The organism is Nostoc sp., from assembly GCF_036917435.1.
Taxonomy (GTDB): domain Bacteria; phylum Cyanobacteriota; class Cyanobacteriia; order Cyanobacteriales; family Nostocaceae; genus Nostoc.
Genome location: NZ_JBALDM010000027.1, coordinates 102,331 through 114,355, shown reverse-complemented (window position 1 = coordinate 114,355; position 12,025 = coordinate 102,331). Strand labels below are relative to the sequence as shown.

The 12,025-nt window shown below is 43.1% G+C and carries 12 protein-coding genes; 7 read left to right on the top strand and 5 right to left on the bottom strand.

Annotated elements, in window-relative coordinates:
* Positions 1-102: 102 nt before the first annotated feature.
* Together V7K98_RS11315 and V7K98_RS11310 are read left to right on the top strand one after the other, a co-directional pair.
* Entirely contained in the window at positions 103-396 is a 294-nt protein-coding gene (locus tag V7K98_RS11315) for an NAD(P) transhydrogenase subunit alpha (protein WP_179066403.1), read from the top strand.
* Positions 393-1,799, top strand: coding sequence for an NAD(P)(+) transhydrogenase (Re/Si-specific) subunit beta (locus V7K98_RS11310; RefSeq protein ID WP_335021723.1), 1,407 nt, complete (start codon positions 393-395; stop codon positions 1,797-1,799). The genes V7K98_RS11315 and V7K98_RS11310 overlap by 4 nt, the downstream gene beginning before the upstream one ends.
* Before the next feature lie 162 nt (positions 1,800-1,961).
* Here V7K98_RS11310 and V7K98_RS11305 read toward each other — a convergent pair whose 3' ends face one another.
* The 3 genes from V7K98_RS11305 to V7K98_RS11295 all read right to left on the bottom strand — a co-directional run bounded on the left by V7K98_RS11305 (position 1,962) and on the right by V7K98_RS11295 (position 3,281).
* Positions 1,962-2,681 (bottom strand): HNH endonuclease, encoded by a 720-nt coding sequence (locus tag V7K98_RS11305; RefSeq protein WP_335021721.1) that lies wholly within the window; start codon positions 2,679-2,681, stop codon positions 1,962-1,964.
* Between the two features lie 61 nt (positions 2,682-2,742).
* Positions 2,743-3,045: an HNH endonuclease gene (locus V7K98_RS11300; RefSeq protein ID WP_335021719.1), complete on the bottom strand. Its 303-nt coding sequence runs from the start codon at positions 3,043-3,045 to the stop codon at positions 2,743-2,745.
* Positions 3,046-3,080: 35 nt separating this feature from the next.
* The gene (locus V7K98_RS11295) at positions 3,081-3,281 is read right to left on the bottom strand and encodes a hypothetical protein (protein ID WP_335021717.1); all 201 of its coding nucleotides are present in this window, start codon (positions 3,279-3,281) and stop codon (positions 3,081-3,083) included.
* Positions 3,282-3,303: 22 nt separating this feature from the next.
* Between V7K98_RS11295 and V7K98_RS11290 the strand changes: the two genes are divergently transcribed.
* Positions 3,304-4,203, top strand: coding sequence for a DUF4351 domain-containing protein (locus V7K98_RS11290; protein ID WP_335021715.1), 900 nt, complete (start codon positions 3,304-3,306; stop codon positions 4,201-4,203).
* A 140-nt stretch (positions 4,204-4,343) separates the two neighbouring features.
* On the opposite strand, the gene V7K98_RS11285 is transcribed toward V7K98_RS11290, so the two are convergent.
* Both V7K98_RS11285 and V7K98_RS11280 read right to left on the bottom strand, forming a co-directional pair.
* Positions 4,344-4,799 carry a DUF29 domain-containing protein gene (locus tag V7K98_RS11285; protein ID WP_335021713.1) on the bottom strand — a complete coding sequence of 152 codons (456 nt, stop codon included), beginning with the start codon at positions 4,797-4,799 and terminating at the stop codon, positions 4,344-4,346.
* A 213-nt stretch (positions 4,800-5,012) separates the two neighbouring features.
* On the bottom strand, positions 5,013-5,318 hold the full coding sequence (locus V7K98_RS11280) for a type II toxin-antitoxin system PemK/MazF family toxin (protein WP_442940410.1): 306 nt from the start codon (positions 5,316-5,318) through the stop codon (positions 5,013-5,015).
* 563 nt (positions 5,319-5,881) lie between these two features.
* Here V7K98_RS11280 and atpD point away from each other — a divergent pair.
* From atpD to V7K98_RS11260, 4 genes are all read left to right on the top strand, one after another.
* Positions 5,882-7,330: a F0F1 ATP synthase subunit beta gene (atpD, locus tag V7K98_RS11275; protein WP_335021711.1), complete on the top strand. Its 1,449-nt coding sequence runs from the start codon at positions 5,882-5,884 to the stop codon at positions 7,328-7,330.
* A gap of 90 nt (positions 7,331-7,420) precedes the next feature.
* Positions 7,421-7,834, top strand: a complete 414-nt coding sequence (gene atpC, locus V7K98_RS11270) for an ATP synthase F1 subunit epsilon (protein ID WP_335021709.1) — start codon at positions 7,421-7,423, stop codon at positions 7,832-7,834.
* A gap of 158 nt (positions 7,835-7,992) precedes the next feature.
* Positions 7,993-10,101, top strand: a complete 2,109-nt coding sequence (locus V7K98_RS11265; RefSeq protein WP_335021706.1) for an SPFH domain-containing protein — start codon at positions 7,993-7,995, stop codon at positions 10,099-10,101.
* A 130-nt stretch (positions 10,102-10,231) separates the two neighbouring features.
* Positions 10,232-12,022 (top strand): serine/threonine-protein kinase, encoded by a 1,791-nt coding sequence (locus tag V7K98_RS11260; protein ID WP_335021704.1) that lies wholly within the window; start codon positions 10,232-10,234, stop codon positions 12,020-12,022.
* Positions 12,023-12,025: the final 3 nt, after the last annotated feature.

Below are 12,025 nucleotides of genomic sequence, written 5' to 3'. Positions count from 1 at the left end.
GAGGATGAGGGAGAAATAACTAATGCCCCATGCCCTATGCCCCATGCCCCATGCCCTATGCCCAATTCCCAATTCCCACTTACACAAGGAGTTTTGATTTTCATGACAGAGGCATTACTTGCTGCTTTGTTTGTATTTGTATTGGCATCTTTTATCGGGTTTGAAGTCATCAACAAAATCCCACCGACTTTACACACGCCTTTAATGTCAGGCTCAAACGCGATTTCTGGTATTTCGGTACTGGGAGCAATAGTTGCTGCTGGTGCGAGAGAAACGAATGTGTCAGTAATTCTCGGTTTGATTGCTGTGGTATTGGCAACAGTCAACGTTGTGGGTGGATTTTTAGTGACAGATAGAATGTTGCAAATGTTCAAGAAGAAGGAGATTAAGGCGTGAGCGACTTTTTACCAACTGGCATTCAGCTGACGTACTTAGTCGCTGCATCGTTATTCATTCTGGGCTTGAAAAAGCTGGGATCGCCGGCTACAGCGAGAAACGGTAATCTTGTAGCTGCTGTGGGGATGTTGCTGGCGATCGCAGCGACATTGTTAGATCAACATGTGTTGAACTACGAGATGATATTGTTGGGGTTGGCTATTGGATCGGGAATTGGTGCGATCGTTGCCTATAAAGTCCAAATGACCGAAATGCCCCAAATGGTGGGTTTACTCAACGGTTTGGGCGGTGCAGCTTCGGCATTAGTCGCCGTTGCTGAATTCTGGCGATTATTGGATAATTCTCAGACGATACCCCTAGATGTGAACATTTCCATGCTGTTGGACGTGTTAATCGGCGGTGTTACCTTCACAGGTAGTTTTCTCGCCTTTGCCAAATTGCAAGGCTTAATTAGCGGTTCCCCGATTACATTTCCATTCCAGCAACCATTTAACCTTGCGCTTCTGGCTGCTTATGTAGTAGGAAGTGTCTACTTAATCATCACACCAGATAGCTTACCCATATTCTTGGGAGTAGTTGGCGTTTCCTTGGTGTTGGGCGTAATGTTTGTCATCCCCATTGGTGGCGGTGATATGCCTGTGGTAATCTCGCTGTTGAACTCCTTGTCAGGTGTGGCGGCGGCGGCGGCTGGGTTCGTGGTGATGAACAATATGTTAATCATCGCTGGGGCTTTGGTGGGTGCATCTGGCTTAATCCTCACCGAAATTATGTGTAAGGCGATGAACCGCTCCTTATTTAGTGTGCTGTTCAGCGCTTTTGGTACAGGTTCTAGTTCTGGTGGTGCTGCTGCTAGTGGTGGTGCAACCGATCAAACCGTCCGCAGCATTGATCCTGAAGAAGGGGCGATGATGTTGGGTTATGCCCGTTCTGTGGTAATTGTACCTGGTTATGGTATGGCAGTTGCCCAAGCGCAACATAGCGTCCGGGAATTATCAGATCAGTTAGAAAAAATGGGTGTTGATGTTAAGTATGCCATTCACCCCGTTGCTGGAAGAATGCCGGGACACATGAATGTGTTGCTGGCTGAGGCAAATGTGCCTTATACCCAGTTGTACGACATGGATGATATTAATCCCCAGTTCGATCAAGCGGATGTGGCTTTAGTAATTGGGGCAAATGACGTGGTAAATCCGGCGGCGCGGAGTGATAAAAATAGCCCGATTTATGGTATGCCGATTTTGGAAGTAGATCGGGCGAAGCAGACGATTGTAATTAAGCGCGGGATGAGTACGGGTTTTGCCGGTGTAGATAATGAGTTGTTCTACAAGGAGAAAACGACGATGCTTTTTGGTAGTGCTAAGGATATGGTGGCGAAGTTGGTTTCGGAAGTGAAACAGCTTTAGCGAACCGCCAAGTCGCCAAGGGCGCGGAGGAAAGAAAGAATTTAGAGAGTTGGCTTGCTTTGGGGGTGTGATGCTTCTAAGGCAAGTTTTTTAGTCAAATAAAGTGAGTTTTGCAAATTTCGATTTTGGTGTTTATCTTGCATAAACTATTTATAGAATTTATCATGACAATTTCTTTGGCCTTACTACGGCGTACATTTTTAATCTGCCCCATATTTCTATAGCATAAAAACCAGCATCTGGATTGTCACTTGTCATAGCACGTACTACTTTAATACCTGGGCGATCGTATGTGTTCAAATATTGTTGATATTTTTTTAGTATGGGTTGAGCAGCTTTATCATCTACAGTAAAAAATTGAATCTCAAAATTGTTTTCTATAAAAGTCTGATCAACAAAATAAGTTATGCCGCGAACTATCTTATGACACAAACGTTCTAACTTATCGGCTGATATTGGAATAGATACATATTCTGGATAATAAACATTGCTTTGTACTTGAAAATTTGGATGTAAACCTATAGCTGGAATTGCTTCCCATTTAACTATTTCTTGTTTTATCTTCTCTCTTTTTCTTTCTCTTATTCGTTTTTCTCTTCTATCATTTGCATAGTCTGGATCTATTGAACGTAATACCTTATCTGTAATTCCGCTTGACTTTGCATCTTCAGGATCAATACACAAACCTAGTCTCAAAAGTAGATCCTCTTCCAATCTGCCATATTGCTCGTTGCATTTTTTGCATGATGGAATTGTCCATCTTTGCAAATTTTCAGGAGTATTATCTGGATACCAAGCAAAGGAGAATATATGATCTCGTGTCAAATATTCCACATTTTGTAAACAATGTACACATCTTCCTGACTTAGATCGTTTAGCCATTGTTTGCCTTGTTGCAGTTAAAATTTATTGTAGGTGGGGTAGAGCAACAGAGGAATCTAACCTATTGTCTGACAATATTGATGTACCATTGGAGAGGGCGTAAGTTATAAATATGATCACTGCCCCCTTGAGATTTTGGTATTATATGGTCAATTTCCCATCCATAAGTAGATTGACGCTTTCCATACTTGTATCTATTTATCAATCTTCCAAACTGATCTTTCCGCCAGATCCTTGGATCACAGTCTGGAAGAATAAAACCCTTTTCCCATACTGCTTGAATTTTAGTTAATTGGGCTGCATTTTGAGCCGTTTGATAGGCCAGCGCTAATGAATAATAATTAGGACTTACATTACCGAACATATTGTGGTTTCTCCTTATTAGAGTTAGTTTATAGATTATAGTACATTTGCACTAATAAATATTGGTAAAAAAGGCGATCGCGCCTCAAATCTCCATTGTGCGTAGGCGAAGCCCGCCGAAGACATCGCTTCTCTCCTTCCTCTGTGTCCTCTGCGCCTCTGTGGTTCGTTAAAAAGTGCGATCGCCTGCAAAATCTCTAAAGTGCGTAGGCGAAGCCCGCCGAAGGCATCGCTCATCAAAACATGATATAAATTTGAGATGATAGACCACGATCGCCTATTCAAAGAACTGTTAACAACCTTCTTCTGGGAGTTCATTGAGTTATTTTTTCCAGAGATAACAGCTTATCTGGAACGGGATACGATCTCCTTCATTGACAAAGAGGTATTTACAGATGTTACTGCTGGAGAAAAATATGAAACTGACTTACTAGTAAAAGCAAGATTTAGAGGCCAAGAATCGTTTTTTCTAGTACATCTAGAACATCAAGCTTATTATCAAGAAGCTTTTGATTTGCGGATGTATCGCTACTTCGCTAGATTGTATGAAAAATACGCCTTGCCAGTGTATCCTATCGCTTTGTTTTCTTACGATAGCCCCAAAAAAGCTGAAACAAATTTTCATCAGGTAGCATTTCCCAATAAAGTTGTTTTGCAGTTCAACTATGATGTCATCCAGTTAAATCGCCTGAATTGGCGAGAATATCTGCAACAGCAAAATCCCGTAGCTAGTGCGCTCATGGCTAAAATGAACATAGCGCCAAAAGACAGGCCCAGAGTAAAATCTGAGTGTCTGCGCCTGTTAGCTACCTTACAGCTAGATCCAGCGCGAATACAATTGATTTCCGGGTTTATTGATACTTATCTGCGACTAAATGCCCAAGAAGAAGAAATTTTCCAGACTGAAATTGCTCAATTTGAACCAACTCAACAGGAGGTAGTTATGCAAATCGTCACCAGTTGGATGGAGTCAGGGATACAACAAGGAGAGTTGAAAATAATCCAGCGTCTATTAACAAAGCGAATTGGTGTAATTACTCCTGAATTACAAGAGCGTCTGCGCGGGTTATCCTTAACTCAGTTAGAGGATTTAGCCGAAGCCTTACTAGATTTCTCAATGCAAGCTGATTTAGTGGCTTGGTTGCAACAGCAGCAATAAAATATCTATTGTACCTGCGATCGCTCTCTTGTTACTCTTCTTTCTCTGCGACTCTGTGGTTCGTTAAAAAGTGCGTAGGCGTTCGCGCAGCGTCTCGTAGAGAAGGCATCGCCTGAAAAATCTCCACGGTGCGATTATGATTAATTTGGAAAAAAATCAGAATCTAAGGTTTCATCAACAGAAAAAGGATAGTCTTTGGGAAAAATAGACAGAGGAAGACCTGTTTCAATAGATGCTTCTTTTCTAGCGTGTTGGTAACAAATGTCAAAAACTTCCGTGTAATAGTATTTTAAGCTAGGACTATCTACAAATGTTTCTTGTAATCTTTGACGATGTTCATAGATTGTATATAACCAGCTATTAGATCGGTTCTGGGGTTGAAATTTGTATTTGAGAAGGTGCATTAAAAGCACTCTAAGATTACTCCTTAAAGCATTTTTATCACTTCTTCCCATACTTTCAATTTCTTCAATTAAATTTTCTAACTCTAATTCTAAAAACTTTTTGTTTTTTAATAAATCAACGGTGTATTCTAACCACAAGTGATAATCTTGTGCATAGAGACTATTTGTTTTAGGAACAGATTGATTGCTCATAATCTTCTCCTTTATGGATATATAATTTTAACATTGTTAGAGGATTTAGCCGAAGCCTTACTAGATTTCTCAATGCAAGCTGATTTAGTGGCTTGCTTACAACATCAGCAATAAAATATGTATTCTACCAAGCGATCGCTAAGGTATGGGGTGAGAAATATTTAAGACAACAGCTAATGCTTGAGAAACAAGTTGCATTTCTGAGTCGGAGAGTTAACCTAGTTTTCTGACTAATCTTGTTTCTGAAACTGAACGTATTTGAAAAGCATCTACACCAGAAACTTTAGCTAAACTGTTCTCTGTGCTTGGTTCGAGCCGTACCATCCAAGGTCTAACAGCATATCTTTCTTTCCAATCTGTAACTGGAACAATAACCTTCAAAGGCAAAATCCCAATAGCATCATCATTGACTATAATACAAGGACGTTTTTTGCTAATTTCTGTGCCTACTGTTGGATCTAAATTAACTAACCAGACTTCACCTCTGTACATAATTTCCTGAGTTGTGTAAGTCTTCATCTGGATAGTAGCAAAAGTCTTCTCCCTCTAACTCAGAGAATATATCTAATTCACTACCAGGTGCATAGTCTGCGATCGCTTCGCTGCGACTTTGCGCGAAACAAAAAAGCGATATCCGAAACTCCTAAAGAGCGTAGGCGTAGGCGTTAGCCTCTCCAATAGTTGTCCGCCGTTCGCGTAGCGTCTCGTAGAGAAAGCATCGCCTATTATGGGGTATAAACCATCACACTAATTCATGTTTCTATTCTGCAACGCACATATTGGGACTTAAAGAATTTTATTAGTGGGATAGATTCATATCTCATTCCTCAAAGAGCAAACTGGTATTGAGCGATACTCCTATAGAGTCACTTAGCGATCGCCTGACACAGAAGTTTTGATTTTGAGTCTTCCCAAGTCCCCATGCTAAGACTTACCCTAGATTTTGATTCCCAAGCCCTAGTCTTAAAGATCAATTTAAGGCGAAGGTGGGAGCGTTCAGTGCTAATCTGAAAGGTGACATTGCTTAATTTTATGTCTTCTCCGACCGTATCTGAAATATAGCTTCACTCATTAGGCGCAGCATGGTCACAACCGCAGAAAAAACAAACATTGGCTACATTACCCAAATCATTGGCCCAGTCGTAGACGTTAAATTTCCCGGCGGGAAATTGCCACAAATCTACAACGCTTTGAAAATCAAAGGCACCAATGAAGCTGGACAGGAAATCAACATCACCATTGAAGTACAGCAATTGCTGGGCGACAATCAGGTGCGGACTGTTGCGATGAGTTCCACTGAAGGCTTGGTGCGTGGTTTTGAAGTTACCGATACAGGCGCTCCTATCAGCGTACCGGTTGGTAAAGCCACCTTGGGCCGAATTTTCAACGTCCTTGGCGAACCCGTGGACAACAGAGGCCCAGTAAATGCTGAAGCAACTCTACCCATCCACCGCTCTGCCCCCAAATTCACTGACCTAGAAACCAAACCTTCGGTGTTTGAAACTGGGATTAAAGTTGTTGACCTTCTGACTCCCTATCGACGCGGCGGTAAGATTGGTCTATTCGGCGGTGCTGGTGTTGGTAAAACCGTGATCATGATGGAATTGATCAACAACATCGCTACTCAGCATGGTGGAGTATCCGTATTTGCTGGCGTGGGTGAACGCACCCGTGAAGGCAATGACCTCTACAATGAAATGATGGAATCTGGGGTTATCAACAAAGACAACCTCAACGAATCAAAAATTGCTCTAGTTTACGGTCAAATGAACGAACCACCCGGAGCGAGAATGCGGGTTGGTCTTTCGGGATTGACAGTAGCAGAGTACTTCCGGGATGTGAACAAGCAGGACGTACTGCTGTTTATTGATAATATCTTCCGGTTTGTACAAGCAGGTTCTGAAGTATCCGCGCTATTAGGTCGGATGCCTTCTGCGGTTGGATATCAGCCCACATTGGGAACCGACGTAGGCGAACTGCAAGAGCGGATTACCTCGACTACAGAGGGTTCCATTACCTCCATTCAGGCAGTGTACGTCCCTGCGGATGACCTCACAGACCCCGCACCTGCTACTACTTTCGCCCACTTGGACGGAACTACAGTACTGTCTCGCGGTTTGGCATCCAAGGGAATTTATCCCGCAGTTGACCCCCTGAATTCAACTTCCACCATGCTCCAACCAAACATTGTAGGTGACGAACACTACAATACTGCGCGGGCGGTGCAATCAACTTTGCAACGTTACAAAGAACTCCAAGACATTATCGCCATTCTCGGTTTAGATGAATTGTCTGAAGAAGACCGTCTAATCGTGGCACGGGCGCGGAAAGTTGAGCGCTTTTTGTCTCAGCCGTTCTTTGTCGCAGAAGTATTTACCGGTTCTCCTGGTAAGTATGTGAAGTTGGAAGATACCATCAAAGGCTTCCAAAAAATTCTGTCTGGTGAGTTGGATGCTCTGCCAGAACAGGCTTTTTACTTGGTTGGCGATATTAACGAAGCGATCGCCAAAGCTGAAAAAATGAAAGGTTAGTCATTAGTCATTGGTCATTGGTCATTAGTGCGCGATCGCTAATGGCTAATGACAAAAGACAACAGACAAAAGACAAAGGACAAAAGACAAATGACATTAACCGTTCGGGTAATTTCCCCAGATAAAACAGTCTGGGATGCTCCAGCTGAAGAAGTAGTTTTGCCTAGCACTACTGGTCAACTAGGTATTCTAACTGGACACGCACCACTTTTGACCGCCCTGGATACTGGTGTAATGCGAGTCCGCGCCGCGAAAAATCAGAATTGGCAAGCGATCGCCCTTTTGGGTGGCTTTGCCGAAATCGAAGAAAACGAAGTGACAATTCTGGTTAACGGCGCTGAACGTGGCGACAAAATTAACCTTGATGAAGCTCGTGCTGCTTACAACCAAGCAGAAGCGGGACTGAATCAAGTTCCAGGAGACGATCGCCAAGCCCAAATTAAGGCAAATCAAGCCTTTAAACGCGCCCGCGCTCGGTTTCAAGCTGCTGGCGGTTCGGTCTAATTTAACTTTCTATTTCAACTTTGTAGGTTGGGCAATGTCCAACCTACAAATTTATTTATTTATTAATTTTAAAAAAAATTACGTCAAGTTTAAGAAATCGAGGCAAGCTTTGTTGAAGTGTTAACTTAGCTAATTAGTTGCCCAAATGGGCACAAATTATGAAAAGCTTTTCTTCTTTGCTTGGCACCCGTAAACAAAATAAGGCAGCTCGTTTTGCAGCATCCATCGTAGCAACCTTAGCGATCGCTGGTAACATTCACTCTGCTAACGCTACTCCTGTAAAAATAACTACTGCAAAAGAAATAACTCCGATATCAGTCCAGCTAAATCAGACTACACCAAATATTGCTCAGTTACAAACTAGCAAGACTCAATACCAAAGTGCTGGAATTGATGGTTTTGTACTGGTTCCCATCTTACTTGTCGGCGGCTTCGTCATATTCGTCCCCCTGTTCTTTGGCGGACTAGTGGTTATTGGCGAACGTGAAGTCGGCATTGTGGTCAGAAAATTTACCCTTTCCGGGCGCGGAATCCCAGCCGGAGGATTGATTGCTCTTAATGGTGAAGCAGGTTTACAGGCAGATACTCTGCCTCCTGGTTGGCACTGGGGCTATTGGCCTTGGCAGTATTCTGTAAAAAAAGAGTCGGTAATTGTCGTTCCCCAAGGGGAAATAGCTTTGATTGTGGCGGCAGATGGTGCATCCAACCCACCAGAGCGGATTTTGGGTAAAATTGTGACTTGTGACAACTTCCAAGATGCTCGAAAATTCCTTACCCAAGGTGGTGAAAAAGGGCGGCAAATGGGTTTTCTCACCGCAGGTACGCATAGGATTAACACCGCCCTGTTTAAAGTCATCATGGCATCAAATGCCAGCGCTCATGGCATGGCTCCAGAACAGTTGCGGGTGTACAGTCTTGCATCTGACAAAGTTGGCATTGTCACTACCTTAGATGGTGTACCGATTTCTGCTGGTGAACTCGCAGGCCCCGTAATTGACGGACACGACAACTTCCAAAATGGTTATAAATTTATTGATGGAGGTGGACGGCGAGGTTTACAAGAGCAGATTCTACTTTCTGGTTCTTGGAACTTGAATCCTTGGTTTGTTCAGGTTGAACAAGTGCCGATGACGGAAATTCCCATTGGGTATGTGGGTGTGGTGATTTCTTTCGTGGGTAAGGCACATCAAGATGTCAGTGGTGCAGCTTTCACCCACGGTAACTTGGTGAATCAGGGACATAAGGGTGTGTGGGTTGAACCGCTATATCCTGGTAAGCACCCGATTAATTCCCGGATTATGAAGATTGAACTGGTGCCAACGACCAACATTGTTTTAAACTGGTCGGGTCGGACTGAACGCCACAGCTATGATGCTAAACTGGCTTCCTTAACAGTGCGATCGCGTGATGGATTTGCCTTTGATTTGGAAGTAGCGCAAATTATCCACGTGGGTGCATTAGATGCCCCGAAGGTAATTTCTCGCGTTGGTGTAATGCAAAATCTCGTAGACCATGTATTAGAACCAACTATCGGTAATTATTTCCGCAACTCAGCCCAAGACTATACTGTACTAGACTTTTTGACGGCTCGGAGTGAGCGACAAGCTGAGGCTGCTGAGTATATTAAAACAGCATTGCGGGCTTACGACGTGCAAGCGATCGACACCCTGATTGGTGATATTCTGCCACCAGCGTCGTTAATGCAGACACAGACAGACCGAAAAATTGCCGAAGAAGAACGCAAGACTTATGAAGTCCAGCAGATGGCGCAAACCCAACGTCAGCAGCTTGTCCGGGAAACGGCATTGGCTGATATCCAGCAAGAAATGGTGAAATCAGAGCAAAGTGTGCATATTGCTGACCTAAAAGCTCAAGCCCAAATTAAGCAGGCGAACGGTGAAGCTGAGGGAACAAAACTCCGGGCAATTGCTGAGGCTGAAGGTATTCGGGCCACAGGTAACGCTAAAGCTGAAACCTACCGCACTGGTGTGGAAGCTTTGGGTTCACAAGGTTATACTGCAATGCAACTAATGCAGATTATAGGCGATCGCAATGTCCGCTTAATTCCAGATGTTTTAGTTGGCAGTAACGGTAGCAATAACGGCTTGGTGGATGGGTTACTATCGATGATTTTATGGAATCAAACTGGTAAAGGTGAATTGACACCAACACCTTTGCATCCACAACCAGTAGTTACCAAAGCCCAACCAACCTCAGAAAACGGTTATCCACCTATAGTTGTGAATTTTCCAGATAAGTCAACTTAACGTTAAAAGCGCTGTTTATAACCAGAGGCTCAGATCCCCGACTTCTTAAAGAAGTCGGGGATCTTTTTGTTCAGAAGTCATTTAGGATTGCTATATATTTTATTGTGAATGCCCTCCAAGCAAAGAAATTTTGTTGTTACAAGAACGCTTTCGTTTACTCAAACAGATTGGTAAAGGGGGATTCTGCAAAACCTCCCTCGCTGTAGATGAGGGTCAGTTTCCGCCAATTCCTTGTGTTGTTCAAGAATTATCGCTGGAATCCGAAACAGATCAAACTTTTCACCAAAAGGCGCAAAAGTTAGAAGAATTAGGGAATCATCCGCAAATTCCGGCAATGTTCGCTTATTTTCAGCAGAACGAGCATTTTTATTTAGTACAAGAGTTTATTGCAGGCACTAATTTAGCTCAGGTGGTTGAAGAAGAAGGCGCTTTTAATGAAACTCAGATTTGGCAACTTTTAGAAGATGTGTTGCCAGTTTTGCAGTTTATCAGCGATCGCCACATCATCCACCGCGACATTAAACCCCAAAACATCATCCGTAGATGCCCAATTACCAAAAAAGGGGATTTCGTCATAGTCGATTTTACCACTGCGAAAATCGTCACGGAAATCGATCGGCTAACATCTGAAACCAGTATCGGCAGTCCAGAGTACTCTGCACCAGAACAAGCGAAGGGAAAAGCCGTTTTTGCTAGTGACTTATATAGCTTGGGTGTAACTTGTATTTATTTACTTACCCAGATTCCTCCCTTTGATTTATATGATATTGCTAACGATTGTTGGGTTTGGCAACAATATCTTACTACCAAGGTTAGCGATGTCTGGCGACAAGACTCAAAGAGTCTACGCTTAGTACAAATTCTCGACAAGCTGCTACAAAATGCCGTTAACCGCCGTTTTCAATCAGCTAATGAAGTTATGCAAGCAATGGGTATGGAATGTAAAACTCAAAATTTTCAATTACCAAATCCTCCTTGGCAATGCTTGCATACCTTAACTGGGCATTCCGGGATATTAAGTGGTGTGAATGCCCTTGCCATAAGTTCTGACGACTATACCTTAGCCAGTGGTAGTGATGACAAAAACATCAAATTGTGGGATTTAAATACCCAACAAGTTCTAGCTACCTTATCGGGACATTCCCAAGCTGTTAAATCAGTTGCTTTCAGTCCTGATGGTCAAATTTTGGCAACAGCTAGCGACGATAAAACTATCAAATTATGGCGAGTTGAGACATTAAAGGAAATCTGCACTTTATTGGGACACTCACACGCTGTCAAATCGGTTGCTTTCAGTCCAGACGGGCAGATTCTCGCTAGTGGTAGCTGGGATAAGACAATCAAACTCTGGGATGTAAATACTGGCACAGAAATTTACACCATAACTGGACATCAATTACAGGTAAATTCAGTAGCCTTTAGTCCCCAAGGACAGATTTTAGCCAGCGCTAGCTATGACAGAACAATTCGCCTGTGGCACATACCTGCATTAGAAAATTCCCAGAGAGAATTTGAAAACCGCCCATGCTATAGCTTGTTAAGCACCCTTTCGGGTCATGCATGGGCGGTTTTGACAGTCGCTTTTAGTCCTGATGGTCAAATTTTGGCGACGGGTAGTGATGATAACACTATTAAATTGTGGGAGGTAAACACAGGTCAGCTAATTTGCACACTTGTTGGCCATTCTTGGTCTGTGGTGGCTGTAGCTTTTACTGCCGATGGCGAAACACTCCTAAGTGCAAGTTGCGACAAAACAGTTAAACTTTGGAGGGTAAGCACAGCAGAAGAGATTGTTACTCTCTCTGGTCATGTAGACTCAGTATCTGCTGTTGCTGTGAGCAAAGTTAGACAATTAATTGCAAGTGGCAGCCGAGACAAGACTATCAAACTGTGGCAGCTTGTAGAACAGCGCAATCGCTAACAT